The sequence below is a fragment of the Paraburkholderia sp. CNPSo 3076 genome (assembly GCF_026343935.1).
GTDB lineage: Bacteria > Pseudomonadota > Gammaproteobacteria > Burkholderiales > Burkholderiaceae > Paraburkholderia > Paraburkholderia nodosa.
The window spans coordinates 209457-235477 of the sequence record NZ_JAPMAL010000019.1; the positions used below are offsets into that span (position 1 = coordinate 209457).

Genomic DNA, 26021 nt, shown 5'->3' on the forward strand with positions numbered 1-26021 from the left:
GCAACGAGGTCAACCCGGCTCAACCCGCCGCCCGGACACCCCATTGCCCGCGCTGCACCCAGTCGCGCAACGCCTCGCCGATACGCGCCGCAACACCGCTCGCACCCGCCGCGCGCACGCGTTCCACGTCGACCGGCGCCACCGTCCACGCTGGCGCATCGGCGCTTGCGCCGCCCAGCGCCAGCACGAAACGAGCACCTTCGCGGCCTGCGCTCACGTGCACGCGCACGCCCGCTGCGAGCCCGATCGACTCACCGGCGCGCAGCCAGTAATCGCCGGCGTCGCCCGCGATCGTGAGCCACAGTTCGCCTTCGCTCACATGCAATTGCATTGCCTGCGCGAGCCGCCAGGTTTCGACGGGCTCGCCATGTTCCAGTTCGAAGATTCGGATTTCGCGCATTGCCGTGCTCCTTGCAGACCGGCCGCCGATCACCCTCGGACGGCCACCGGAAGGCTGACTGATAAGGACTTGAAGTGCCTTCCCGGTAGGAGCATTATTGCGATCTGTAACGCACGATCCCATGTACAGTTCCGAACAGTTCATCTGGAACTGTGCAGCCAAAAAACCGAACAGTGACCACGGTTTTGAACCGCAGCCTGCAGCGGCATACCCAGCGAGACCCAGATGAAACTCGAACTCGACCGCGCGAGCGATGTGCCGCTCACCGAGCAGATCGTCACCGGCGTGCAGACGTGGATCCGCTCGCGCGCTGCGCACCCGGGCTCCCGACTGCCGTCCATCCGCCAGTTCGCCGCCGACTACGCCATCAGCCGCTTTCCCGTGATCGAAGCCTATGACCGGCTCGTCTCGCTCGGCTATCTCGACTCGCGCCACGGCTCGGGCTTCTACGTGAGCGAGCACGCGCGCGCGGGACTCTCCGGCATGGGCACCTGCGACCTCTCGAACGCCGCCGACGAATCGGGCCACCTGCTCAGCCAGCTCGAACGCGCGGGCGAACTGCTGCAGCTCGACAGCGGCTCGATCCCGCAGGCGTGGCGCGACATCGACGCGCTCGGCCAGGCGATCCGCCATGTGTCGCGCAGCGACCCCGCGAGCCTCGTCGACTACGGCACACCAACGGGCGACGCTACGCTGCGCGAGCATTTGCGCAACCGGCTCGCGCCGCTCGGCATCGTCGCCGAGACGCAGCAGATCCTCATTACCGAAGGCGCGAGCGAAGGCCTCGACCTGCTCATGCGCTACATGCTCAAGCCCGGCGACACGGTATTCGTCGAAGACCCCGGCTACTACAACCTGTACGGTCTGCTCAAACTGCACGGCGTGCGCCTCGTGGGCATCCGCCGCACGGCGAGCGGGCCCGATCTCGACCATTTGCACGCGATGCTCGCCGAGCACCATCCGCGCGCGTTCTTCGTCAACACGGTGTTCCACAACCCGACCGGCTCGACGATCTCGCCGCCGGTCGCGTTCCGCTTGCTGCAGCTCGCGCGCGTGCACCGCTTCACGATCGTCGAGGACGACATCTACGCCGACTTCCAGGCCGATCCCACCGACCGCCTCGCGGCGCTCGACCAGTTCGAGCACGTCGTGTACGTGGGCGGCCTCTCGAAGACGCTCTCCTCGGCGCTGCGCGTGGGCTACGTGGTGGCCAACCCGGCGATCGTGCGCGATCTCGCGGCCATCAAGGCGCTCACCTCCATCAGCGGCTCGCGCTTCACGCAGGCCGTGGCCGCCACGCTGCTCGAGCGCGGCGCGTACCGCAAATATCTCGAACGGCTGCGCCGGCGCATCGCCGAGGCGCAAGGGTCGGCCACGCGCACGCTCGAAGCGCATGGGTGGGAGCTGTTCGGCGGCGCTGCGTCGTCGTCATCGACCACGGCGGCGCGCGGCTATGCGCAAACGGGCGGCAAGTTCGTCTGGGCGCGCGTACCGCACGTGGAGGATTCCACCCGCCTCGCAGCCTGCGGCGAGCCGCTCGGCGTGGCGGTCTCGCCGGGCAGCCACTTCCGCCCGCAAGGCGAGCCGAGCCCGTGGATCCGCATCAACGTGGCGCTCACGCTCGACCCGCGCGCCCAGGCCTTCTTCGCGGCCGCGGCGCGTCTCGGCGGATAACCGCGCAGGCGCCGCACGCCCCGGCGCTCACACCGCCTACGCCACATTTGCGGCAGCGGGCCCGGCCGTCTGCGTGCGCACGCCGTTTTCCCTACAATGGCGCTTGCCTGCGCGCCCCTCTCCTCGCCCATGTCCGAATCCATCGCTGCGTCCAGCACCACTCCGTCGCCCCGCTCGCTGTCCGTGATGCTGTGGCTCGTCGCCACCGGCTTCTTCATGCAGACCCTCGATTCGACCATCGTCAACACGGCGTTGCCGGCAATGGCGAGGAGTCTTGGCGAACTACCGTTGCGCATGCAATCAGTCGTGATCGCGTATTCGCTCACGATGGCGGTGATGATCCCCGTATCGGGCTGGCTCGCGGACAAGCTCGGCACGCGGCGCGTGTTCCTCGGCGCGATCTTCGTGTTCACGGTCGGCTCGCTCCTGTGCGCGAGCTCGCATACGCTGAACCAGTTGGTGGTCTCGCGCATCGCGCAGGGTGTGGGCGGCGCGATGCTGCTGCCGGTCGGCCGGCTTGCCGTGCTGCGCACGTTTCCCGCCGAACGCTATCTGCCCGCGCTCTCGTTCGTGGCGATTCCGGGGCTGATCGGCCCGCTCATCGGCCCGACGCTCGGCGGCTGGCTCGTGCAGATCGCCTCGTGGCACTGGATCTTTCTCATCAATGTGCCGGTGGGCGTGGTGGGCTGCGTCGCCACCTTCATCTTCATGCCCGACAGCCGCAACCCCGACACGCCGCGCTTCGACCTGCCGGGCTACCTACTGCTCGTCATCGGCATGCTCGCGATTTCGTTCGCGCTCGACGGGCGCAGCGAGTTCGGCATCCAGCACGCCACGGTGCTCGTGCTCTTCATCCTCTCGCTCGCCGCGTTCGTGGCCTACGGTCTGCACGCGGTGCGCACACCGCAGCCGATCTTTTCGCTCGACCTCTTCAAGATCCACACCTTCAGCGTGGGCCTGCTCGGCAATCTGTTCGCGCGCATCGGCAGCGGCGCGATGCCGTATCTGATTCCACTGCTGCTTCAGGTGGCGCTCGGCTACACGGCCTTCGAGGCCGGCCTCATGATGCTGCCCACGGCCGCCGCGGGCATGTTCTCCAAGCGCCTCGTGACGTTTCTCATCATGCGCTATGGCTACCGCAGCGTGCTGGTCTCGAACACGGTGCTCGTCGGGCTCATGATGGCGAGCTTCGCGCTTTCCACGCCCAATGAGCCGCTGTGGATGCGCATCGCACAACTGGCGATCTTCGGCGCCGTGAACTCGATGCAGTTCACGGCGATGAACACCCTCACGCTCAAGGATCTCGGCACGGGCGGCGCGAGCAGCGGCAACAGCCTCTTCTCGCTCGTGCAAATGCTCTCGATGAGCCTTGGCGTGACCGTCGCGGGCGCGCTGCTCACCACCTTCACGGGCTTCATGGGCCACAAGACGGGCGAGAACGTGATTCCGGCGTTCCACGCGACCTTCATCTGCGTGGGCATCATCACGGCGGGTTCGTCGTGGATCTTCGCGCAGCTCGCGTCGGACCTGCGCCGCACCGCGAAGAAGACCGATCCGTCCGAGCGGACCTGACAGCGGACCTGATAAGCCGGGGCCACAGGCGCTGCAGCGGTCGTTGCGCTTGCATCCTCGCCACCGGCGCGCGCACCGCAAAGGTGCGGCGCGCCTCGTGGCCGTGCGCCGCCCAGGTTCGCGCCGGGTTTGCGCACCAACCCGCACGCCATCCCGAAATAGCGCGTGCGCCATCGCACGGGCCGACTGCCACGGGACTTGGGACTCGCATACTTTTTGCTGTCCTATCCTGTAAACTTGACGCTCACGCGTCCCGCCCGTCACGTCCGTCCCGCGCGCCCTCGAAACGAAAATGACCAGCATGATCGACCTCGATCCCCCCGGCTTCCAGTCTCGCCCCATCGCCGGCGAAGAAGGCGCCCGCCGCACCGTGCTGTACGGCGGCTACACCGTCTTCAGCGTGTTCCAGCCCGTGTTTTCGGTCGCGCACCGGCGCGCGATCGGCTATCACGCGTCGCTGCGCGCGCACGACGAGCAGGGCCAGCAGGCGCCGTCGCAGGAGGTGTTCACGCAGGCGGCGCGCCGCGGCGACCTGCTCGAGCTGGGGCGTCTCGCGGAATCGCTGCATCTGGGCAATTTCAACGCGTTCGATTCGCATGACGAATGGCTCTTTCTGAGCCTGCACCCGGCCGCGCTCATGGACACGAGCTACGGCGACGCCCTGCTCGCCGGCCTCAAGGCGCTCGGTCTGCAGCCGCAGCGCGTGGTGCTGGAAGTGTCGGAACAGGCGGGCGGCGAGAATTCGCGCTTCGCGGAAATCATCGACGGATTGCGCAAGGCGGGCTTCGTGATCGCGCTGGATGGCTTTGGCGCGAAGCACTCGAACATCGACCGCGTGTGGCAGGTGCGGCCCGACATCGTCACGCTCGACCGCAGCCTGCTCGCCCAGGCGAGCCGCCACGCGCATATCGAGCGCGTGCTGCCAGGGCTCGTCTCGATGCTGCACGAGTCGGGTCAGCTCGTACTCGTGGGCGGACTTTCGACCGAGCGCGACGCGCTGATCGCGCTGGAGAGCAACGCCGACTTCGTGCAGGGCGCGTATTTCGCGCGGCCCGACGTCGAGCCGGTGCCGCCGGCCAAGGCCGCGCAGCTCATGGACGATCTTTCGGCGCGCCTGCGCGAACGCGTGGCCGCCCGCGAGCGTTCGCAGTCGGCGCGTCTCGCGCCTTACGTGAGTGCCATCGAAGCGGCGGCGAAGCGGCTTGCCGAGGGCGCGAACATGAGCGACGCCACGCTGCCGCTGCTCGGCCTCGACGACACGGCGCGCTGCTTCCTGCTCGACGCGTCGGGCCGCCAGATCGGCGACAACGTGCTGCCCGACGGCCGCACGTCGCAGCGCGCCAAGCGTTTCCGGCCGCTGCTGCATTCCGAGGGCGCAAGCTGGGAACGGCGGCCTTACTTCATCGGCGCCATGAAGGCGCCGGGCCGCGTGCAGTTCACACCGCCCTATCTGTCGATCAACGAGGCGCATCTGTGCGTCACGGCCTCGGTCGCCGTGCAAACGGAGCACGGCGTGCAGGTGCTGTGCGCCGATATCAACTGGGACGCCGCCCTGCGCGGCTAGCGTCCGTCCAGGCCGACGCCAGGCTCACGCGAGGACGAGCGGCTGCGTGAGCAGCGTGGCGCAGCCGTGTGTGGTGGACGCGCGAGCGCTGACGCTGAGCGTGGACACGCACGCCGCGCCGTCGCTCGAGGCGAGCCGGGCCAGCATCTTGCGCACCGCCTCGCCGCCGAAAGCCCGGTTCGCCGCCCGGAGCCGGTTGGCCGGCCCCGAGCTCCCCTCTTCCATCGCCGCCACGCAAACAACCGGCTCGGGCAGCCCGTCGCGGTCGTCGCGCACATGCAGCCAGGCGGCGAGCGCGCCGTCCTGCGCGACGAGCGCCACGCCCGGCTCGCCGTCCAGCGCCAGCGCTTCGGCGCGCAGAACGTGCGCGGCGGGCGCTTCTTGCGATGCCTGGCCGTGAGCCGCTTCGGCCACGCTCGCCGCGACCAGCGCGTTTGCCGTCACCCCGAGCAAATCCATCAATCCCACGCGATCCTGTGCGTGCAGCACGTCGCGCAAACGCTCGACCGTGCGCGCGTGCTGCACTTTGTCGGCTGGCGCCGCCTGCGGCGCGGCCTCGCGGGCGAGCCGAACGCGGGCACGCCGCACGATCTGCCGGCAATGCTCATTCGTGCAGCCGGTAAGCGCGCCGATCTGCGCGTAGTCGCAGTCGAAGGCCTCGCGCAGCACGAACACCGCCTGCTCGAGCGGTCCCAGCCTCTCGAGCAGGAGCCGCAGCGCGTCCGAGAAGCGCCGCGCGCGCAAGCCTGCTTCTTCCGCAGAGGGCGCCGCGTCGTCGAGCCACGCGGCCTCGTGTTCGCCCGCATGCTCACGACGCAAGCGCCGCAGCCGGTCGATCGCGAGGCGCACGGTGACCGTGGCGAGCCACGCCTGCGGTGCGCGCAAGGCCGGTGCGTCGGCGTCGCGCCAGCGGAACCACGCGTCCTGCACGACGTCCTCGGCCTCCGCGCGGCTGCCCAGCACGCGTGCGGCCAGCGCAATGAGCCGAGCGCGCGCCTCGCCGAAGGCGGCGGCGCGGCGCGCGTCGGTCCACGCCGCTGCCTCAGGCCCGGCTTCGTCGCTCACTGGGGTCGCAGCCTCATTGCGCCCAGCACCCTCCAGACTCGTCGCTTCGATTGTGTCGATCGCCTGCATCATTCGCTTCGCTCCTTCGCCATGCGTGCTCGCTCCCGCCCGTTTCCCTCATGACGTCCGGCGCACGGCCGGCGTGACAGCCGCACGCAAAAATATTCTCGTCACGCGCGGGCCGCGCCGGGCGTCATGGCAGCAGCGGCGCAATCGCGCCGCCAACGCCAACCGCCGTCACCGGAAAAAACACGAGGCCAGTCATGCCATCCTTCGCACTGAATCATGCAGCATTGCCGCCGAGCGCGCTCAATCTCGTCCCGACCGTGATCGAAACCTCGGGGCGCGGCGAGCGCGCCTACGACATCTACTCGCGCCTCCTGCGCGAGCGCATCGTGTTCCTCGTCGGGCCGGTGACCGAGCAAAGCGCCAGCCTCGTGGTCGCGCAACTGCTCTTTCTCGAAGCGGAAAACGCGGACAAGGACATCAGCTTCTATATCAACTCGCCGGGCGGTTCGGTCTACGACGGACTCGCCATTTACGACACGATGCAATTCATCAAGCCCGATGTCTCGACACTGTGCACGGGTTTCGCCGCCAGCATGGGGTCGTTTTTGCTCGCCGCGGGCGCGCATGGAAAACGCTTCGCACTACCAAACGCGCGCATCATGATCCATCAGCCTTCGGGTGGCGGCCAGGGCACCGCCGCCGATGTCGAGCTGCAGGCGCGCGAGATCCTGTACCTGCGCGAGCGCCTGAACGCGATGCTCGCCGCGCGTACCGGACGCAGCATCGAGCAGATCGCACACGACAGCGACCGCGACAACTTCATGTCGGCCCAGGCAGCGGCCGAGTATGGCTTGATCGACCGCGTGCTCGAGTCGCGCGGCGACCCGTTACTGCGCTAAGGCGCGGTGTCTGCGGCTCGCGGGCTCACGCGAGCCGCACGGCGAGCCACGCCGCCAGCACGCCCTTGTACTCGGCGACCAGCAGCTTGCGCTCCTTCGGCTTCGCCGCGGCGTATAGTGGGTTAAGGCTCTTGATGACCTGCAGCATGACTTCGGCCACGCGATAGGCCTCATCGGACGCAAGCGCCGGCTGATAACGCAGGAAGAGCGCCGTGAACCGCTGGCGCAGCAGATTGCGCACGGCCGCATCGCGCTTGAAGCCGAGCGGCACGGAAAGCAGGGGCAAATACGCGGGATAGTCGTGCATCAGAGCGACCATCAGGTCGAACAGACGCTCGACCAGTTGCGCGAGCGGCAGCTTGCCTGCATCGTCGTGCGCGGCGATGAGCGCGCTCCAGCGCGCGTCCATTTCGTCACCGTAGCGCTTGCGCAATGCGAGGGCGAGTGCCTCCTTGTTCAGAAAATACTGGTACGCCGCTCCCACCGAAACGCCCGCCTGCTGCGCGATCTGCGTCATCGTCGCCGCTTCGAAGCCGCGCTCGGCGAAGGCTTCGCCGGCGGCTTCGAGCAGCGCGTCGACCGTGCGCGCCGCGCGTTCCTGGCGCGGCACGCGCCGGGCGTTTTCGCGTGCCGCTTCCTTTTGCGCCTCCTTGCGCGCGAGCGGGTCTGCCGCCATATCTGAATCCTCCTTCACATTCGCGTATGATTATGTGAAGCCATCCTCACATATAGGTGAACCATGACGCAAGCATTTTCACTGAACGCGCGCACCACGGCGCTCGTGATGATCGACCTTCAGCACGGCATCGTAGGCCGCCAGGTCGCGCCCTATAGCGGCGCGCAGGTGGTGGCCAACGCCAAACCGCTCGCCGACGCACTGCGCGCCAAGGGGGGCACCGTCGTCTGGGTGCACGTGCTCCTGAACGAACTGCTCGCGCTGCCCGCCGACGCGCCCGGCCGCACGCCCGACACGCCGCGCGCACCGGCCGAGGCCTCCGAACTCGTGCCCGAGATCGGCGCGCAACCCGAGGACGTGATCGTCGCGAAGCGCCAATGGGGCGCGTTCTACGGCACCAACCTCGAGCAGCAGTTGCGCCGCCGCGGCATCGACACCATCGTCATCGGCGGCATCGCCACGAACTTCGGCGTCGAATCCACCGCGCGCGCGGCGTTCGATCTCGGCTTCAAGCTGGTGTTCGTCGAAGACGCCACGTCCGGTCTGAACGAAGAGATGCATCACTTCTCGTTCGAGAAGCTGTTCCGCCACATGGGCCACGTGCGCTCGACGCAGGAAACCATCGCCGCGTTTGTGTAAAACGCTTCGCGCAAAACAAAAAAGCCCTCGATTCGCATCGAGGGCTTTTTGCATGTGCCGCAGCCAGTGCGGCGCACAGAACCGGGCTTCGTATTACGCGAAGTTCTGTGCTGCGAAGTTCCAGTTCACGATGTTCCAGAACGCTTCGACGAACTTCGGACGCGCGTTGCGGTAGTCGATGTAGTAAGCGTGTTCCCACACGTCGATCGTGAGGAGCGCACGGGCGTCGGTCGTGAGCGGCGTGGCGGCGTTGCTGGTCGACACGATGTCGAGCGAGCCGTCAGCCTTCTTCACGAGCCACGTCCAGCCCGAACCGAAGTTGCCCACGGCAGCCTTCGTGAAGGCTTCCTTGAACGCGTCGTAGGAGCCCCACTTCGCGTTGATCGCGTCGCCGAGCGCGCCCGACGGTGCGCCGCCGCCTTGCGGCGAGAGGCTGTTCCAGAAGAACGTGTGATTCCAGATCTGCGCCGAGTTGTTGAACACGCCACCCGACGACTTCTTGACGATCTCTTCGAGCGAGAGCTTTTCGAACTCGGTGCCCGGAATCAGGTTGTTCAGATTCGTGACGTAAGCCTGGTGGTGCTTGCCGTAGTGGAACTCGAGCGTCTCTTCCGACATGTGCGGAGCGAGGGCGTTCTTCGCGAACGGCAGCGGCGGGAGCGTAAATGACATGATGCGGTTCCTTCGTCGTGTTATGGGGAGTTCTGCGTGATAACCGGCATGGAGCACTCGATTGTAGGCGAGTTGGAATAACCCCGCAAACGAGCGGCCTTTATGCCGGATATCGTTTGCGCGCGGCTATTCCGGATCAACCGCTATGCGGTTTTCGCCGATGCAACGACACTCGAACAACGCTTTCCATGCCCGCTTCGCACGCAGGCAAGACGGCTGCAATCGCGTTGCAATCTCCGCGCAACCGGCGTGCAAACTTCCTGCAACGAGACTGCAACAATCGTTCGCCGCCACGCTGTTTCGTCGTGGCGGCTAGCGATCGTGCGAATGCGCCGGTTCTTCCTTGTGCAGCAAACGTCGGACCTGACAGGCTGACTGCGGGCCTGTTTCAGAAACCGTCGGCGAGGCGCGGCTGGACATCGGCGAGCGCGACGTCGGCGCTGCCCTGCGCGAGGTGAACCGTAAGCCGCTTGCCCGGCTTGAGCGTGGCGGGCGAGCGCACGGCCGCGCCGCTTTGCGCGTCGAGCAGCGCGGCGTAGCCGCGCTCGAACGTGCGCTGCGGACTCAGCACTTCGAGCCGCGCCGTGAGTTCCGAAACGCGTGCCGCTTCGCGCTCGCGCTGACGCGCGAAGGCGCCGTCCAGACGCCGTCCGAGCGACTCCAGCTGGGCGCGCTGCGCGGCGGCGTCGGGCCGCGCGCGCTGCCAGCGCATCTGCATGATGTTCAGGCGCGCACGCGCCTCGGCGCTGGCGCGCGAGCCCGCCGATGCGAGCCGTATCGTCAACTGGCGCAAGTGTGTGCGCTGCTGCGCAAGCCGCTCGACGGGCGAAACGAGCCGGCGCGCCAGCCAGTCGAGCTGCTGCGCGCGCCGCTCGAGCAGACGGCCGAAATCGCGTGCGAGCGCGGCATGGCGCTGGTCGAGGTCGCGCAGCAGCAGCGTGCGCTGCGGACTGACGAGTTCAGCCGCGCCAGTGGGCGTCGGCGCACGCACGTCGGCGGCGAAATCGGCGATCGTGAAATCGGTTTCGTGCCCCACGCCGCTCACCACCGGAATGGCGCTGGCCGCGATCGCGCGCGCAAGCGCCTCGTCGTTGAACGACCACAGGTCCTCGATCGAGCCGCCGCCGCGGCACAGCACGAGCACGTCCGCTTCGTTGCGCGCGTTCGCGGTTGCCAGCATCGCCGTGAGCTTTTCTGCCGAGCCCGCGCCCTGCACCGGCGCGGGGTAGACGATCACCGGCACGTGCGGCGCCCGGCGGCACAGCGTGGTGAGCACGTCGCGCAGCGCGGCGGCCTGCATCGACGTAATCACGCCGATCGCGCGCGGATGCGAGGGCAGCGCGCGTTTGCGCTCGGGATCGAAGAGCCCTTCGGCCTCGAGTTGCGCCTTCAGTCGCAGGAAGGCTTCGTAGAGTCGGCCCTGGCCGGTGCGCCGCACGGCCTCGACGTTCAGCTGGAGTTCGCCGCGCGGCTCGTACATCGTGACGAGCGCGCGCACTTCGATGCGGTCGCCCTCGCGCGGCGTGAATTCAGCGTACTGGGCGCGGCCGCGGAACATGACGCAGCGAATCTGCGCCTGGGCGTCCTTGATTGAGAAGTACCAGTGGCCACTTGCGGCGCGCGTAAAGTTGGACACTTCGCCGGAAATCCATGCAAGCGGGAACGTGCGCTCGAGCATCGAGGCGATCGCCCGGTTGAGCGCCGAGACCGGCACGACGACGTCGCCCGAAGGCGCGGAGGAAGCGGAAAAACGGTCGGATAGCATGCGAAAGGGTGTGGAGAAACCTTGGCCGGACAGACGATAGACCGTTCGGGGGGCGGTAGTCCAGCACGAATGAGACCCGACTCGCAAGCCCCCGCGAAGTGTCCACATCGGCGCTGTCATGCGGCATGATGACCGCAGCCGGCCCGCAAACGCTGAAAATTAGATCATCCCGTTGATTTTTATACGTTTTTTATCGATATAACATCCTTACAGGCCGATGGAGAGGCCGAAGAATGGGCCTTTGCGCCTTCCCGGGATCTACTTCTCCACAAAGTTATCCACAGGCGTCGATTTTTTGGGCGTTTCGCGCGGCTTGCAGGCAACCGACAGTTGCGTAAGGCCCGGCAACTTGCCGCGTCACGCCTACCCGCGCTAGAGTGCCGGGTTCACGAGCGCCTGTGCCGCACCACGCGAAGCGCCGGTTGCTCGCCTACGCAGGTCATTCGTCTGCCGTCCTGTTTGTCGCTCAGCTCACCTAGAACCGGAGAACCGACCCGATGCCCGCCCTGCCTGTCTGCTTCCCGCATGCCGCGTGCGGCGCTTCGCGCGCAAATTGCCGATGAGCGGCCCCGTCTCCAGTTTCAAGGTACGCCTCGAAGCGCAGTTTGCGCACGCCTGGCAACGCCGCGGCGCGCTCGCCTGGGCGCTCACGCCGTTCGCCGCCGTGTTTGCCGCCGTGAGCGGTGCGCGCCGCGCCGCCTTTGCGGCGGCCTGGCTCAAGAGCGTGCGCCTCGGCGTGCCCGTGGTGGTGGTCGGCAACGTGACCGTGGGCGGCACGGGCAAGACGCCCACGGTGATCGCGCTCGTCGAGGCTCTGCGCGCCGCGGGCTTCTCGCCGGGCGTGGTCTCGCGCGGGTACGGCGCGAAAATCGCCCGCCCTACGCCCGTCACGGCGGATACGCCCGCGCGCCTTTGCGGCGACGAACCGTTGCTGATCGCCCGCCGCACGGGCGTGCCCGTCTGGGTCTCGCCCGATCGCGTGGCGGCGGCCACGTCGCTGTGCGGCACGCACAGCGACGTCGACGTGATCGTGAGCGACGACGGCCTGCAGCACTACCGCCTCGTGCGCGACGTCGAGATCGTGGTGTTCGACCATCGCCTGGGCGGCAATGGCTTTCTGCTGCCGGCGGGCCCGCTGCGCGAGCCGCTCTCGCGGCGCCGCGACGCCACCCTTGTGAACAATCCGTTCGAGCGCACGCTGCCGGCCTGGCCCAATACGTTCGCGCTCAAACTCGAACCCGGCGACGCCTGGCATCTCGCCAATCCGGCGCTGCGCCGTCCGCTCGCGCAGTTTGCCGCGGGCGCGGCCGCACCGGGGCAAGGCGCGCTCACGCAAGGATCGCAGGCGGCGCTGCGCATCGTGGCGGCGGCCGGCATCGGTTCGCCGGAGCGCTTTTTCGCGACGCTGCGCGCGGCAGGCCTCGCGCCGCAAACCCTGCCGCTGCCCGACCACTACGCCTACGCAACCAACCCGTTCGCCGACGTCACCGCCGACGCGATCCTGGTCACTGAAAAGGATGCAGTAAAATTGGGGGCCTGGAACGACGCGCGCATCTGGGTCGTCCCCGTCGAAGCCGCGCTCGATCATCGCCTCATTACCCTGGTTGTGGAGAAACTCCGTGGACGCTCGTCTGCTTGAAATCCTGGTCTGCCCGATCTGCAAGGGCCCGCTCAGCTATGACCGCGCCGCGCAGGAGCTGATCTGCAACGCCGACAAGCTCGCCTACCCGATCCGCGACGGCATTCCGGTCATGCTCGTCGACGAAGCGCGTCAAACTGTGGAAGGCACGCCGGTCGATCCGCACGGGCCGGGCGCCGCGTAAGGCGCACGGGCGGCCGCGATCGCCCCCGCTTGCGCCGCTCGCCCTGCTCGCCTCGTCTTGCCGGCTCGAAGCCGGGTTACGCGCGCCGCCCCCGGCGCGCCGTCGTCTTCCAAGGCGGTTTCCCGAACCGGTTTCCCCAATCCCGTTTCCTGTCCTTGCTCCAACTGGCCATGACCGCTCCCGTGCAACCCTTCATCGCCGTCGTCCCGGCGCGTCTCGCGTCCACGCGGCTGCCCAACAAACCGCTCACCGACATCGGAGGCAAGCCCATGGTGGTGCGCGTGGCCGAGCGCGCGCGCGATTCGGGCGCGCAGCAGGTGCTGATCGCCTCGGACGCCCAGAGCGTGCTCGACGCCGCCAGCGCCCACGGTTTCGAGGCCGTGCTCACGCGCGCCGATCACCCGTCGGGCACCGACCGCCTCGCCGAGGTCGCCGAGCACTATGGCTGGAGCGACGAGACGATCGTGGTCAACGTGCAGGGCGACGAGCCGCTGATCGACCCCGCGCTCGTGTGCGACGTTGCGTCGCACCTCGCCGCGCACCCCGAATGCGCGATCGCCACCGCCGCGCATCCGATTACGGCGCCCGAGGAAATCTTCAGCCCGAACGTCGTGAAGGTCGTGCTCGACGCTCGCGGCGTTGCGCTCTACTTCTCGCGCGCGCCGATTCCCTGGGCCCGCGACGCCTGGCAGCCGCACTGGTCGCCGGCGCGCCTCGATCTCGGCGCAATGCCCGCCCCGCCGGCTCCCGCGATCGTTTATCGCCACATCGGCCTGTACGCGTACCGCGCGAAATTCCTGCGCAGTTACCCCTCGCTCGCGCATTCGCCGATCGAGCAGGTCGAGGCGCTCGAGCAGCTTCGCGCGATGTGGCACGGCGAGCGCATCGCGGTGCTCGTGACGGCGCAGGCACCCGCGCCGGGCGTCGATACCCCCGCCGACCTCGTCCGTGTGCAGGCGTTATACCGGCCTTAATTCCGTCCGTGGGGCAAAAATCCCATGGCATAATCAATTGTTTGCGCGAGCCGTCTAAAGCCTTTGTGCGTCGGGGTTTCCCCGCTTTTCGGCACCGTCTTGCAGCGCCGCCCCGTGTCCAGTGCAAGTCATGAACACCGGGCGAAAGCCGCGCCGGACGTGCCGTTGCCCCCGCCAGCACTGCCTCGACAGCCGTGAGCGAACGGGCGAGGAGACGCACGACGCTGACGATGCCGCCCCACCGCGCGTGCGAGGCAGCCGCCGCGCCGCAAGAATTCACACAGTTCGGAGATTGTTCATATGCGTTTGATCCTGTTGGGCGCCCCGGGCGCGGGCAAGGGAACCCAGGCAAGCTTCATCAAGGAAAAGTTCGGCATTCCGCAAATCTCGACGGGCGACATGCTGCGCGCGGCCGTCAAGGCCGGTACGCCGCTTGGCCTCGAAGCGAAGCGATTCATGGACGCTGGCGAACTCGTGACCGACGAGCTCATCATCAATCTCGTAAAGGAGCGCCTTCAGGAGCCCGACTGCCAGAACGGCTACCTGTTCGACGGCTTCCCGCGCACGCTGCCGCAAGCCGAAGCGATGAAGCAGGCGGGCGTCGCGATCGATTACGTGCTCGAGATCGACGTGCCGTTCGACGAGATCATCACGCGCATGAGCGGCCGCCGCATGCACCCGGCTTCGGGCCGCACGTATCACGTCAAGTTCAATCCGCCGAAAGTGGAAATGACCGACGACGTGACGGGCGAACCGCTCGTCCAGCGCGACGACGACAAGGAAGAAACGGTGCGCAAGCGTCTCGACGTGTACGTCGCCCAGACCAAGCCGCTCATCGCCTACTACAGCGACTGGGCGAAGCGCGGTGAGGAAAACGGCCTGAAGGCGCCGCAGTATCGCGCCATCTCGGGCCTCGGCAGCGTCGACGAAATTCGCGAGCGCGCATTCGCAGCGCTCAAGTAAGCGGGTCAAAGTCCGCGAGTCAAAGTCAGACTCGATGCCGGTTTCGGCACACTGGCTGGTTTGCCTGCGGGCCGGCTGGCGCCGCACTCCCGAGGTAGTTCGGGACGCAGCGCCAGCCGGCCCGTTTTGTTTTTGGTGAGTCTCGCGCGCATTTGCCTTCCGCGCGAGACAGCATGGCCACAACGACAGGAGACGAAAGATGCAGATCCGCGGCAACGTATTTCTCATCACCGGCGGCGCGTCGGGGCTCGGTGCGGCCAGCGCGCGTCTGATCGCGGCCGAAGGCGGCAAGGTCGTCATCGCCGACCTCAACGAGGACGCCGGTAACGCGCTCGCCGAGGAACTGGGTGGCGCGTTCGTGAAGTGCAACGTGGCGAGCGAGGACGACGGCGCGCGCGCCGTGGCCGCGGCAACCGCGCTCGGGACGCTGCGCGGCCTCGTGAACTGCGCGGGCATCGCGCCCGCCGTGAAGACCGTGGGCAAGGACGGCCCGCATCCGCTCGACACGTTCTCGAAGACGATCTCGGTCAACCTGATCGGCACCTTCAACATGATCCGCCTCGCGGCGGCGGCCATCGCCCAGACCGCACCTGGCGAGGGCGGCGAGCGTGGCGTGATCGTCAACACGGCGTCGGTGGCCGCTTACGACGGCCAGATCGGCCAGGCTGCCTATGCCGCCTCGAAGGGCGGCGTCGTCGCGATGACGCTGCCGATCGCGCGCGACCTTTCGCGCAGCGGCATCCGCGTGATGACGATCGCGCCCGGCATCTTCGAAACGCCGATGCTGCTCGGCATGCCCAAAGAGGTGCAGGACGCGCTCGGCGCAATGGTCCCGTTCCCGCCGCGCCTCGGCAAGCCGGATGAGTATGCGATGCTCGTCAAGCAGATCGTCGAGAATCCGATGCTCAACGGCGAGGTGATCCGTCTGGACGGCGCGATCCGCATGCAGCCGAAGTAACGGCGCGCCCTCCCCCGCGCGAAAAAAAAGCCCGCGACGAAAATCGCGGGCTTTTTTCTGCGGCCTCGCCGCGGGCTTCAGTCGTTATCGAGCGTGCGCTGGCGCAGCTCATGCAGCTGCGACTCGACGACGGTCGCGTCTTCCGCGTCGGGGCGCTCGTCGAGATAGTGTTCGAGGTCTTCGAGCGCCGGACGCAGATAGTCGAGCCGCGCATAAGCGAAGCCGCGGTCGCGCACTTCCTCGATGTTCTCCGGCAGCAGGATCACGAGCCGCTGCTGGATGGCCAGCAGGCGCTGCCAGCGCTCGGTCTGCAGATAGACCGACTTCAGGTTGCGCAGCATGCGCGCGACGATCTCGCGCCGTGTGGCCGGCTCGAGCAGCATGCGCAGCGCGCGCGCCACGGAATCGCCGGCGTTGGCCACGAACGGTTCGAGCATCTCCACCATGTCGGACTCGGTGAGCGTGCGGCCCGTGGTGGGATCGAGCATCTCGTCGCCTTCGGGCAACGCCACGCGCAGCAGAAAATGCCCCGGAAACGACACGCCTTTCACCGGCAGGCCGAGCTGGGTCGCCATTTCCAGATACAGCACCGCGAGCGAAATGGGGATGCCGCGCCGGCGCTTGAGCACGGCGTTCAGGTGGCTGTTTTCGGGGTCGAGAAAGTCGTTGAGGTTGGCCGCGAAACCCATCTCGCGAAAGAAGCAGCGGTTGAGCACGGCAACCTGCTGGCGCACGTCCGCCCCTTCGGGCATGCGGCGGCGCACACGCAGCGCGAGTTCGTCGATCTCGGCCAGCGTGCCTTGCAGATCGAGATCGGGATAGGCGTCCTGCGCGATCGCCAGCGCCGCCTCGGTGAGCGGCAGGCTCTCGTCGTCGGCAACGAGTGCGCTGAAATAGTCCAGAACCCGCGTAGTCATCGTGGTCACTTCGCCCGCCTCTTGAAGTACGCGTATTTGAAGCCCATCAGCCAAAGCATACCGAAATATAGCGCCGCGAACAGGACGAGACACGCACCGAGCAAGGCGATGCGCGCGAGCGGTTCATGACGCAGCGCGATCCAGTCGTAGCTGGTGGCGCACCAGTGCATCGCCCCGGCCAGCACGAGACATGCCCCGAGCAACTGCACGAAGAACGTCGTCCAGCCGGCAGACGGCATATAGATGCCGCGGCGGCGCAGCCCGATGAACAGCAATAGCGCGTTCATGCAGGCGCCGAGGCCGACCGAGAGCGTCAAGCCCGCGTGCGAGAAAATCGGCACGAAAATGTAGTTGCTGATCTGCGTGGCGATGAGCACGCCCACACCGATCTTGACCGGCGTCTTGATGTCCTGGCGCGCGTAGAAGCCGGGCGCGAGGATCTTGATGAGGATGAGACCGACGAGCCCCACGCCGTAGGCCGCCAGCGCGCGGGCCGTCATGATGACGGACGTGGCGTCGAACTTGCCGTAGTGAAAGAGCGTGGCCGTGAGCGGCTCGGCGAAGAAAAAGAGCGCGACGGCCGAAGGCGCGGCAAGCAGGAACGTCACGCGCAGGCCCCAGTCGAGCAACGCCGAGTACTCGTGCGGATCGGCATCGACGTGCGCCTTCGAGAGGCTGGGCAGCAGGATCGTGCCGAGCGCGACGCCGAGCAGCGCCGTCGGGAACTCCATCAGGCGGTCGGCGTAGTTGATCCACGACACCGCACCGGGCCCGAGGCGCGAGGCGATATTGGTGTTGATGATGAGGCTGATCTGCGCGACCGAGACAGCGAACATGGCAGGCACCATCTTCGCGAGCACGCGTTTCACGCCTTTGTGCGCGAGCGCCTTGAGCGGGTTCAGGCCGATGCGCGGCATCATGTCGATGCGCTTCAAGCCCGGCAACTGCACGATGAACTGCAGCACGCCGCCCACGATCACGGCCCACGCGAGCGCGTAGACCGGCTGCTTCATGTGCGGCGCGAAGGCCACCGCCGCCGTGATGAACGAGACGTTGAGCAGCACCGGTGCGAATGCAGGCAGCGAGAACTGCTTGTACGTGTTGAGCACGCCGGACGCGAGCGACGTCAGCGAGATGAACACGATATAGGGGAACATGATGCGCGTCATCGTGACGGCGAGCGGAAACGCTTGCCCGTCGCTCTTCAAGCCCGAAGCGACCACGATCACGACGAACGACGCGCCGAAAATGCCGAGCAGCGAGAGGATCGCGAGCACCCAGGCGAGCACGGTCGAGGTGGCGTCGACCAGCGCGCGCGTGGCGTCGTGGCCCTTCTGGTTCTTGAACTCCGCGAGAATCGGCACGAACGCCTGCGAAAAGGCGCCTTCCGCCGAGATGCGGCGCAGCAGGTTGGGGATACGAAACGCGACGTAGAAAGCGTCGGTGTACTGGCTCGCACCGAAGGCGCGCGCGATCAGCGTTTCTCGGGCCAGACCGGTCACGCGCGACAGCAGCGTGAAGCCGCTGACTGTCAGCAGGGCTCGGAATAGATTCATGGGGCGGTCATTATACGGGCGTCGTCCGCTCCATCGCGGATGCGCAGCGCAAAGGTCGGCGCAAAACCCCGCGCGACGCCGCAGACGAGCGGGAGGCAAAGACAAAGCGCGCTGATTGTGACCGTGTCGCGTGAAAGGCGTTCACGTCCGGCAGCACTTGTCTTCGCTAACGCGTCGTGATTGCCACCCGCATGGTTCTGTTGCTATAATCTTTGATTCGAGTTCTCTCAGGGAGCTCGAAACGCGTCTTGGAAAGGGGGCAGGAAAGAGGTAGAAACCCGCTCTGGCACAAAAGGCGCGGCTGGTCGAGCAAAACTCAGCCGGCAAATACCGTTTTGAACGTCTCAGGCAACGCTGCCGGTCGTTCAAATCCAGGCAAAGAGCGCTGGTCGCACCACGCTCCGCAATCACAAGGAATCGCAATGGCAAACTCCGCACAAGCACGCAAGCGCGCCCGTCAGGCCACGAAGGCAAACTCGCACAACTCGGCACTGCGCTCGAAGTTCCGCACCGCCATCAAGGCTGTTCGCAAGGCAATCGACGCCGGCGACCAGGCAAAGGCTGCTGAAGTTCTGAAGGCATCGGGCAAGACGCTCGACATCATCGCCGACAAGAAGATCGTTCACAAGAACAAGGCCGCTCGTCATAAGAGCCGCCTGGCTGCTGCCGTCAAGGCAATGCAAGCCGCGCAGTAAAGAGATTCGGCTTGCCGGCTACGACTGGCAGCCCCCCCTCTTTTCGCTGCACCACAAAAAACCCGCTTCGGCGGGTTTTTTTGTTTCTGCCGGGCGCAAAAAAACCCGCCGAAGCGGGTCCGTTCGTTGCCGTCGCCGCGCCGTCAGCGCACGTTGGCTTGCTGCGTGGCGTGATCGTGAGGCAGTTCGCACGCTTCGGTCACGAGGAGGTCGTTGTCCTTCGCGAAGTTCATCACAAAATTGAAGGCCATCGGTTCGACGTCCTTCAGGCGCGAGTCCAGCACCACGACCTTGAGGTCGCCGATCATCGTCGGGCGCACGTAGAGCGAGTAGCGCAAATAGGCGTTCGGGCCGCGCGCGTTGGCCGACGCTTTCGGACCGAAGCTCGACATCACCCCGGCGAGGCGCTCCGACCAGTCGCTCGGACGAAACTTCTTCCCCGCGCTGGTGATGCCTTGAATGAAGTATTCGGTTGGAGCTTCGTCGGCCATGCAGGAGTACCTGTGTGTGTAGCTGCTGGGTGCGTTTGCAGCGTGTAACGGCGGCACGAGCGCTGCGCCCGCGCGGGTACCGCGGAACGCCGGCCGCGGGGATCGCCCGCCGCCACACGCATGGACAGTCCGATGGATAGAGAACGGCTGCCGCGCACCCCGCCTGGCGTGAAGTCTCGAAATTCGCCGCCGACGCGTGTCACAAGCAGGTCTCGCAACGGGATCGACAGGACGATTTCGCGGCGCACTGCCAGTCGGCGCACAGGCCGCCCCCGCGGGCTTGCCTGCCGTGGCCGCGAGGTGTTGCCACCTTCCCGTCACACACGTTCAGGGCCCGTTTGTCGTGCCTAAGAAATCTCTGGGATTATAGCGCACTGACCGTTTTGACGCAGTGCACACAAGGCACTTGAAAGGCTGGATCCGGCCCGCGCAATGCCCGCGAAACAGTCCCGAAAGCCATCGCGAAAGCGCCTTCCACCGTGCGCCTGGGCACCCTGCCCAAATTTTGGGTAACTCGTCAAAATGCGCAAAATCCTTTATGCTGCTTTGACTTACCACCAACCGCAGCGGCGTCGCCGGCCCAATCCTGCAGTTCGAGGCCGGATCTGGCGCCGTTTTCGTTTCATGACCTCCCGTACCATACGCCATTACCTGCAGTTCAAGGATTTCTCCCTTGACGAATATGAATATGTGCTGGAGCGCGCGCGCATCCTGAAGCGCAAGTTCAAGAACTACGAGACCTATCACCCGCTGCACGACCGCACGCTGGCGATGATCTTCGAGAAGAGCTCCACCCGCACACGCCTCTCGTTCGAAGCGGGTATCTTCCAGCTGGGCGGCCACGCCGTGTTCATGAACACGCGCGACACGCAGCTCGGGCGCGGCGAGCCGATCGAAGATTCGGCACAGGTCATCTCGCGCATGGTCGACATCATCATGATCCGCACGTTCGGCCAGGACATCCTGCAGCGCTTCGCCGAAAGCTCGCGCGTGCCGGTCATCAACGGTCTCACGAACGAGTACCACCCCTGCCAGGTGCTGGCCGACATCTTCACGTACTACGAGCACCGCGGTCCGATCCGCGGCAAGACCGTGGCGTGGGTCGGCGACGCCAACAACATGCTCTACACGTGGATCGAAGCCGCGCAGATCCTCGGCTTCAAGCTGCGCATCTCCACGCCGCCGGGTTATCCGCTCGATCCCGCGCTGGTCGCGCCGGAAAGCAAGCCGTTCTACGAAGTCTTCGAGGACCCGCACGACGCCTGCGACGGCGCCGACCTCGTCACGACCGACGTCTGGACCAGCATGGGCTTCGAGGCCGAAAACGAAGCGCGCAAGCAGGCCTTCGCCGACTGGTGCGTGGACGCGCCGATGATGGCCCGCGCCAACGCCGATGCGCTTTTCATGCACTGCCTGCCCGCGCACCGCGGCGAGGAAGTGAGCGCCGAGGTGATCGACGGCCCGCAGAGCGTGGTTTGGGACGAGGCGGAAAACCGCTTGCACGTGCAGAAGGCGCTCATGGAGTTCCTGCTGCTCGGCCGCCTGAACCACTGAGCCTGGCGTACGCCATCATGAAAAAAGCCGACCCGAAGGTCGGCTTTTTTTGTGCCCGCTGCGGCGCGCGGCTCGCGCGTCAGACCGTTTCGCCAAGCCGACGCGCCAGCGACTTCAGGAGCGGCGCCACGCGCTCGCGAAACACCTCGGGCCCCATCGACGAAGCCGGCCCGCTGCAGCTGAGCAGGAGCCAGCGACGCTCGCGCGGCTCGCGAAACGGCACCGCCGCGGCGTTGACGTCTTCGTGCCAGTCGCGAAACGAATAGCAGCACCCCTCCTTGCCGAACCCCTCGATCTCGCGTTTCGCGGCCGCAACCAACGACGGCCCTTCGGCGCCCGCTGTCTTCTCCAGTTCCGCGAACAACGCCATCCGCACATCGATGGGCTGCACGGCCAGATACGCGCGGCCCATCGAGCTTGTCAGCATCGAGAGCCGCGAGCCCGATGCGAGGCCGAGCGTGAGCGCCGTCTCGCTGCGGATCGTTTCCAGATAGATCACGTCGAGGCCGTCACGGCACCCCAGCGACACCGCGGCGCCCACCTCGCGCGCGAACGCGCGCATATGCGGGCGTGCGAGTTCGAGCGTGTCCGTGCCCGAGAGCAGCGCAAAGCCGAGTGACAGCACCCCGGCGTCGAGCGCATATTTGCCGAGCGATTCGTCAAAGCGCAGATAGCCGAGCACGGTGAGCGTGTACGCGAGCCGGTTCACGGTCGCCTTGGGCAAGCCCGTGCGCTCCACGAAATCGCGGTTGCCGAGCAGCGTCTCGCCGGGACGGAATGCCCGCAGCAGGTCTAGCCCGCGGGCGAGCGCCACGACGAACTTGCGCTCGTCGATCGGCCCCTCGGCCAGCGAAGAAGAAAAAGATGAAGTCGTAGTCATTCCGGATGCAGACATGGGCGCCCTGGTGCTACACTAAAGTCGATTTGCAAAACATTGTTCCGCATAGCGGAACTCGCGTCAAGCGCAAATTTGACCATTTCAAGGATTTGAGGAAAGGAGAGACACCATGGCCGCACACGCCCAGTTCCATTGGCAAGACCCGCTTCTGCTCGACCAGCAGCTCACCGAAGAGGAGCGCATGGTGCGCGACGCCGCCGCCGCGTATGCCCAGGACAAGCTCGCGCCGCGCGTGCTGGAAGCGTTCCGCCACGAGAAGACGGACGCCTCGATCTTTCGCGAGATGGGCGAAGTCGGCCTGCTCGGCCCGACGATTCCCGAGCAATACGGCGGCCCCGGCCTCAATTACGTGGCGTACGGCCTGATCGCGCGCGAAGTGGAGCGCGTCGACTCCGGTTATCGCTCGATGATGTCGGTGCAGTCGTCGCTCGTGATGGTGCCTATCTTCGAATTCGGCTCGGAAGCGCAAAAGCAGAAGTACCTGCCCAAGCTCGCGAGCGGCGAATGGATCGGCTGCTTCGGCCTCACGGAGCCGAACCACGGCTCGGACCCGGGCAGCATGGTCACGCGTGCGAAGAAGGTGAACGGCGGCTACTCGCTCTCGGGCGCGAAGATGTGGATCACGAACTCGCCGATCGCCGACGTGTTCGTCGTCTGGGCGAAGCTCGAGGAAGACGGCAAGGACGACATCCGCGGCTTCATCCTCGAGAAGGGCTGGAAGGGTCTCTCGGCACCGGCCATCCACGGCAAGGTGGGGCTGCGCGCCTCGATCACCGGCGAAATCGTGCTCGACGAAGTGTTCGTGCCGGAAGAGAACCTCATGCCGGGTGTGAAGGGCCTGCGCGGTCCGTTCACCTGCCTGAACTCGGCGCGCTATGGCATTGCCTGGGGCGCGCTCGGCGCCGCGGAATCGTGCTGGCACACCGCGCGCCAGTATGTGCTCGACCGCAAGCAGTTCGGCCGCCCGCTTGCCGCGAACCAGCTGATCCAGAAGAAGCTCGCCGACATGCAAACGGAAATCACGCTCGGCCTGCAGGGTTGCCTGCGTCTGGGCCGCATGAAGGACGAAGGCACGGCGGCCGTCGAGATCACGTCGATCATGAAGCGAAACTCGTGCGGCAAGTCGCTCGACATCGCGCGCCTCGCCCGCGACATGCTGGGCGGCAACGGCATTTCCGACGAATTCGGCGTGGCGCGTCACCTCGTGAACCTCGAAGTGGTGAACACGTACGAGGGCACGCACGACATCCACGCGCTGATCCTCGGCCGCGCACAAACGGGCATTCAGGCGTTCTTCTGAACGCCGCCTTGGCCGGCCTCGCCGGCGCATGAAAAAACGCCGCACGACTTGTCTCGTGCGGCGTTTCTGTTTTGGCGCCTGTGGGGCGCACGCTGGCCGAACGGCTTACTTGTTCGGCTGCGGCGTCATGCGCAGATACGGGCGCAGGGCCTTGTAGCCCTTCGGGAACTTCTGCTTGAGGACTTCTTCGTCCTTCAGCGACGGCACGATCACGACGTCGTCGCCCTGCTTCCAGTTGCCGGGCGTCGCAACCTGGTAATGGTCGGTGAGCTGCAGCGAGTCGATCACGCGCAGCACTTCGTCGAAGTTGCGGCCCGTACTCGCCGGATAGGTGATGATGAGGCGCACCTTCTTGTTCGGGTCGATCACGAAGAGCGAGCGCACGGTGAGCGTCTCGTTTGCGTTCGGATGGATCATGTCGTACAGCGTGGACACCTTGCGGTCGCCGTCCGCGAGAATCGGGAAGCCGACGTTCGCGGCCTGCGTCTCGTTGATGTCCTTGATCCACTCGTTGTGCGACTGGGCGCTATCCACCGAAAGCGCAATCGTCTTCACGTTACGCTTCTCGAATTCGTCCTTGAGTTTGGCGGTCAGGCCAAGCTCGGTCGTGCAGACCGGCGTGAAGTCGGCCGGGTGCGAGAACAGCACGCCCCAGCTATTGCCGAGCCACTCGTGAAACTTGATGCGGCCAATGCTCGAATCCTGCTCGAAGTCGGGTGCGATATCGCCAAGACGTAGACTCATGGTGCGGTTCCTTTGAACGAGGTGAACGGGTTTGATCGAAACGGCGCGCGCGGCCCGTTGATCCAGTGGACGTTTACAACACGCAAGCATACAGGCCCTGGTTGCGCCCCGCGAACGAACATCGCCTCACACCGGTATGAGTTTTTGTAATTTTGAACCGGTTGGAGGAAACTTTAGGTGCCGGATCAAATCAATGACTCTCACCTCGCGATTTTTTGTGAGCGGGATCCAGAACCCCGTCCACGCACGCTCGCGGGAACGGATCGTGCGAATTCGCAGGTCGTGGCGGCGCGTCACGCTTGCCAGTGCCCGTATCTTTGTTACGATTCACGCGTGATGTGACACGATGGGAGCCAGTCAATGTCAGAGGTCAACAAGGAGAGGCTGATGTCCGATATCAAAACCGTCCTCGCGGATGCAGAGGACCTGCTCAAGCAGGCTGCGAGCGCTACGGGCGAGCGCGCTTCAGAGTTGCGTGAAACGGCACTCTCGCGTCTGAAGCAGGCAAAAGAGAAGGCCGCCGACGTCCAGGTGGTCGTGGTCGAGAAAGGCAAGAAAGCGGCGCGCGCCACCGACGACTATGTCCACGAGCATCCGTGGGCGTCGATCGGGATCGCCGCCGGCGTGGGCGTGCTGGTCGGTTTGCTGATCAACCGCAAATAAAGCGGCTCGCCGCACCACGCGGGCGGTCTCAGGGCCGCTCGCGCGGCGCGCTCGACCAGCTGACGGCGCTTGCCTGACGGCTTTCCGCTGGCGCGCCCCGCGGCACCGCCTGGTCTCGCGGGGCGATCGAGCCCGCTGTCTTTTCTTGCGTTTTTTTTTGCGCATTGCTCGGGCATCCGCCTGCGCCACCTGCCATCGCCATGACGACAGACACTCACTCGCAGCGACACGAACACGGGCCGTTGCGCCGACTGCTCGGCTCCGCGTCCGCGATGCTACAGACGCGGCTAGAACTGATCGGCATCGAACTCGCCGAGGAAAAGGACCGCCTCATCGGCGTGCTCTTCCTTGGCCTCGCGGGGATGATGTTCGCGATGCTTGCCCTGATCGCGCTCACGGCGCTCGTTGCCATCGCCTTCTGGGACACGTACCGCTGGGAAGCGCTCGCCAGCCTCACGATCGTCTATGCGATCGCGGCGATTTTCTGCGGCCTGAAGGCGCGGCGCGGGCTGCACACCGCGCCACTCGTATTCCAGGCGACGCTCGAGGAGTTCGAGAAAGACCGAGATGCCCTGCGCAACCCCTAGCCGCGAGCCGACGCCATGAACCAACCCCGACCGGACACCGCCTTTCGCCCCCGCCGCGGCCGCACGCACGACCTCTCGACGCCGCAGTTGCGCGCGCTGCGCAAGGAACTGCTACTCGTGCGAGCGAGCGTCGAGCGCGCCGAAATGGCCGAAGCGATCGTGGACATCCGCGCGACGGTCACGAACTTCAGCTGGCTGCGCTTCGTGGTGCCCGGATTCGGCCGCTCTGGCGCCGGCGGCGTGGCTTCCGGCCTCGGCAGCCTGCTCAAGGAATATCCGCTGGTCAGTTCGCTCATCTCGCTCATCGTGGCGAAGCCGCTGCGTACGAGCATCGTTTCGGCCGCGCGCCCCGTCATCAAGTGGGGCGGCCTCGCCTTTACGGCCTGGGAAGCGTATCGCGTGTGGCAGCAGGTGCGGCGCCAGCGCGGCGCCTCTGCAAACACGCCTGCCCGCGACAGATCCGACGAAGACGACCTCACCGGCTGATCGCCGCCCGCGGCACCTCCCCAGGACATTTACCGGTCCCTCCAGCACATCTGCGTAGCCGCCGCGACGGCACCGCCGCCTGCCGCGTGATTGCTGCGCGCGCCGGTTGCGTCGAATACGAAGGCGCCGCACGCATCGCCGCGCATCGGCCCGGTTTCCACCGGATCGGCTACGAGGGCGTAGCCGCCGTTGGAATCGTCGGCGGGCATGAGGCGCAAGCGGTAGATGGGCGTTCCCGTCGGCGGCGCCTGGTCGAATCCAGTGGGCAAAAACGCCATCGACGCGCTCTGCGTATCGACGAGTTGCGCTGCGCGATAGAGCGCGGCCACGGCGTCGATGCGATGTCCCCGCGCGATCTGCGCGCTCCACCCCGGCAATGCGAAGGCCGCGACGATAGCGGCCACCGCCAGCGCAATGACCAGTTCGAGCAGTGTGAACGCGCGGTACCGGTTGCTCTTCACCTTTCCTCCCGTCTGC

General features: G+C 66.3%; 27 protein-coding genes. 16 read left to right on the forward strand and 11 right to left on the reverse strand.

Going from position 1 to position 26021, the window contains the following annotated elements; genetic code table 11:
• Positions 1-19: 19 nt before the first annotated feature.
• A complete protein-coding gene (locus M3A49_RS23060) occupies positions 20-400 on the reverse strand; it encodes a DUF2917 domain-containing protein (protein ID WP_266231176.1) in 381 nt (126 codons plus the stop codon).
• A 225-nt stretch (positions 401-625) separates the two neighbouring features.
• Between M3A49_RS23060 and M3A49_RS23065 the strand changes: the two genes are divergently transcribed.
• From M3A49_RS23065 to M3A49_RS23075, 3 genes are all read left to right on the forward strand, one after another.
• Positions 626-2074: a PLP-dependent aminotransferase family protein gene (locus M3A49_RS23065; protein WP_266231177.1), complete on the forward strand. Its 1449-nt coding sequence runs from the start codon at positions 626-628 to the stop codon at positions 2072-2074.
• A gap of 129 nt (positions 2075-2203) precedes the next feature.
• Complete coding sequence (gene mdtD, locus M3A49_RS23070) at positions 2204-3646, forward strand: multidrug transporter subunit MdtD (protein ID WP_416338997.1); 1443 nt, start codon at positions 2204-2206, stop codon at positions 3644-3646.
• A gap of 292 nt (positions 3647-3938) precedes the next feature.
• A complete protein-coding gene (locus M3A49_RS23075; RefSeq protein ID WP_254352122.1) occupies positions 3939-5210 on the forward strand; it encodes an EAL domain-containing protein in 1272 nt (423 codons plus the stop codon).
• Between the two features lie 24 nt (positions 5211-5234).
• Here M3A49_RS23075 and M3A49_RS23080 read toward each other — a convergent pair whose 3' ends face one another.
• On the reverse strand, positions 5235-6347 hold the full coding sequence (locus tag M3A49_RS23080; protein WP_266231179.1) for a sigma-70 family RNA polymerase sigma factor: 1113 nt from the start codon (positions 6345-6347) through the stop codon (positions 5235-5237).
• Positions 6348-6538: 191 nt separating this feature from the next.
• Here M3A49_RS23080 and clpP point away from each other — a divergent pair, with 191 nt between their 5' ends.
• Positions 6539-7183, forward strand: a complete 645-nt coding sequence (gene clpP, locus M3A49_RS23085) for an ATP-dependent Clp endopeptidase proteolytic subunit ClpP (RefSeq protein WP_266231180.1) — start codon at positions 6539-6541, stop codon at positions 7181-7183.
• A gap of 25 nt (positions 7184-7208) precedes the next feature.
• Here clpP and M3A49_RS23090 read toward each other — a convergent pair whose 3' ends face one another.
• On the reverse strand, positions 7209-7859 hold the full coding sequence (locus tag M3A49_RS23090) for a TetR/AcrR family transcriptional regulator (RefSeq protein WP_266231181.1): 651 nt from the start codon (positions 7857-7859) through the stop codon (positions 7209-7211).
• Between the two features lie 63 nt (positions 7860-7922).
• On the opposite strand from M3A49_RS23090, the gene M3A49_RS23095 reads away from it, so the two are divergent.
• A complete protein-coding gene (locus tag M3A49_RS23095; RefSeq protein ID WP_266231182.1) occupies positions 7923-8498 on the forward strand; it encodes an isochorismatase family protein in 576 nt (191 codons plus the stop codon).
• Positions 8499-8591: 93 nt separating this feature from the next.
• On the opposite strand, the gene sodB is transcribed toward M3A49_RS23095, so the two are convergent.
• Together sodB and xseA are read right to left on the reverse strand one after the other, a co-directional pair.
• Positions 8592-9170, reverse strand: coding sequence for a superoxide dismutase [Fe] (sodB, locus tag M3A49_RS23100; RefSeq protein ID WP_028205300.1), 579 nt, complete (start codon positions 9168-9170; stop codon positions 8592-8594).
• Between the two features lie 388 nt (positions 9171-9558).
• Positions 9559-10935, reverse strand: coding sequence for an exodeoxyribonuclease VII large subunit (xseA, locus tag M3A49_RS23105; protein WP_266231183.1), 1377 nt, complete (start codon positions 10933-10935; stop codon positions 9559-9561).
• Positions 10936-11494: 559 nt separating this feature from the next.
• Between xseA and lpxK the strand changes: the two genes are divergently transcribed.
• The 5 genes from lpxK to M3A49_RS23130 all read left to right on the forward strand — a co-directional run bounded on the left by lpxK (position 11495) and on the right by M3A49_RS23130 (position 15653).
• Positions 11495-12574: a tetraacyldisaccharide 4'-kinase gene (gene lpxK, locus M3A49_RS23110; RefSeq protein ID WP_266231184.1), complete on the forward strand. Its 1080-nt coding sequence runs from the start codon at positions 11495-11497 to the stop codon at positions 12572-12574.
• Positions 12555-12758 carry a Trm112 family protein gene (locus M3A49_RS23115; protein ID WP_028205303.1) on the forward strand — a complete coding sequence of 68 codons (204 nt, stop codon included), beginning with the start codon at positions 12555-12557 and terminating at the stop codon, positions 12756-12758. Before lpxK ends, M3A49_RS23115 begins: the two co-directional genes overlap by 20 nt.
• A gap of 170 nt (positions 12759-12928) precedes the next feature.
• A complete protein-coding gene (gene kdsB / locus M3A49_RS23120; RefSeq protein WP_266231185.1) occupies positions 12929-13732 on the forward strand; it encodes a 3-deoxy-manno-octulosonate cytidylyltransferase in 804 nt (267 codons plus the stop codon).
• A 300-nt stretch (positions 13733-14032) separates the two neighbouring features.
• On the forward strand, positions 14033-14695 hold the full coding sequence (gene adk / locus M3A49_RS23125; protein ID WP_254352129.1) for an adenylate kinase: 663 nt from the start codon (positions 14033-14035) through the stop codon (positions 14693-14695).
• 199 nt (positions 14696-14894) lie between these two features.
• On the forward strand, positions 14895-15653 hold the full coding sequence (locus M3A49_RS23130; RefSeq protein WP_254352130.1) for a 3-hydroxyacyl-CoA dehydrogenase: 759 nt from the start codon (positions 14895-14897) through the stop codon (positions 15651-15653).
• Between the two features lie 77 nt (positions 15654-15730).
• Here M3A49_RS23130 and M3A49_RS23135 read toward each other — a convergent pair whose 3' ends face one another.
• Positions 15731-16570 (reverse strand): SirB1 family protein, encoded by an 840-nt coding sequence (locus tag M3A49_RS23135; protein WP_035513442.1) that lies wholly within the window; start codon positions 16568-16570, stop codon positions 15731-15733.
• A 5-nt stretch (positions 16571-16575) separates the two neighbouring features.
• The gene (gene murJ / locus M3A49_RS23140) at positions 16576-18126 is read right to left on the reverse strand and encodes a murein biosynthesis integral membrane protein MurJ (protein WP_266231186.1); all 1551 of its coding nucleotides are present in this window, start codon (positions 18124-18126) and stop codon (positions 16576-16578) included.
• A 422-nt stretch (positions 18127-18548) separates the two neighbouring features.
• On the opposite strand from murJ, the gene rpsT reads away from it, so the two are divergent.
• A complete protein-coding gene (gene rpsT, locus M3A49_RS23145; RefSeq protein ID WP_028205309.1) occupies positions 18549-18821 on the forward strand; it encodes a 30S ribosomal protein S20 in 273 nt (90 codons plus the stop codon).
• A gap of 143 nt (positions 18822-18964) precedes the next feature.
• On the opposite strand, the gene M3A49_RS23150 is transcribed toward rpsT, so the two are convergent.
• Positions 18965-19312 carry a DUF3579 domain-containing protein gene (locus M3A49_RS23150; protein WP_028205310.1) on the reverse strand — a complete coding sequence of 116 codons (348 nt, stop codon included), beginning with the start codon at positions 19310-19312 and terminating at the stop codon, positions 18965-18967.
• 624 nt (positions 19313-19936) lie between these two features.
• Here M3A49_RS23150 and argF point away from each other — a divergent pair.
• Positions 19937-20866 carry an ornithine carbamoyltransferase gene (gene argF / locus M3A49_RS23155; RefSeq protein WP_042266191.1) on the forward strand — a complete coding sequence of 310 codons (930 nt, stop codon included), beginning with the start codon at positions 19937-19939 and terminating at the stop codon, positions 20864-20866.
• A 79-nt stretch (positions 20867-20945) separates the two neighbouring features.
• Here argF and M3A49_RS23160 read toward each other — a convergent pair whose 3' ends face one another.
• Positions 20946-21746 carry an IclR family transcriptional regulator gene (locus M3A49_RS23160; protein ID WP_266231187.1) on the reverse strand — a complete coding sequence of 267 codons (801 nt, stop codon included), beginning with the start codon at positions 21744-21746 and terminating at the stop codon, positions 20946-20948.
• A gap of 127 nt (positions 21747-21873) precedes the next feature.
• On the opposite strand from M3A49_RS23160, the gene M3A49_RS23165 reads away from it, so the two are divergent.
• A complete protein-coding gene (locus M3A49_RS23165; protein ID WP_266231188.1) occupies positions 21874-23064 on the forward strand; it encodes an acyl-CoA dehydrogenase in 1191 nt (396 codons plus the stop codon).
• A 105-nt stretch (positions 23065-23169) separates the two neighbouring features.
• Here the strand turns inward: M3A49_RS23165 and M3A49_RS23170 are convergent, their stop codons facing one another.
• Positions 23170-23808 (reverse strand): peroxiredoxin, encoded by a 639-nt coding sequence (locus M3A49_RS23170; protein ID WP_266231189.1) that lies wholly within the window; start codon positions 23806-23808, stop codon positions 23170-23172.
• A 360-nt stretch (positions 23809-24168) separates the two neighbouring features.
• Between M3A49_RS23170 and M3A49_RS23175 the strand changes: the two genes are divergently transcribed.
• From M3A49_RS23175 to M3A49_RS23185, 3 genes are all read left to right on the forward strand, one after another.
• The gene (locus M3A49_RS23175) at positions 24169-24471 is read left to right on the forward strand and encodes a DUF883 family protein (protein WP_007584918.1); all 303 of its coding nucleotides are present in this window, start codon (positions 24169-24171) and stop codon (positions 24469-24471) included.
• Between the two features lie 200 nt (positions 24472-24671).
• Complete coding sequence (locus M3A49_RS23180) at positions 24672-25058, forward strand: phage holin family protein (RefSeq protein ID WP_266231190.1); 387 nt, start codon at positions 24672-24674, stop codon at positions 25056-25058.
• Between the two features lie 15 nt (positions 25059-25073).
• The gene (locus tag M3A49_RS23185; protein WP_266231192.1) at positions 25074-25544 is read left to right on the forward strand and encodes a DUF3318 domain-containing protein; all 471 of its coding nucleotides are present in this window, start codon (positions 25074-25076) and stop codon (positions 25542-25544) included.
• A gap of 29 nt (positions 25545-25573) precedes the next feature.
• Here the strand turns inward: M3A49_RS23185 and M3A49_RS23190 are convergent, their stop codons facing one another.
• Positions 25574-26005: a type IV pilin protein gene (locus tag M3A49_RS23190; protein ID WP_266231193.1), complete on the reverse strand. Its 432-nt coding sequence runs from the start codon at positions 26003-26005 to the stop codon at positions 25574-25576.
• Positions 26006-26021 lie beyond the last annotated feature (16 nt).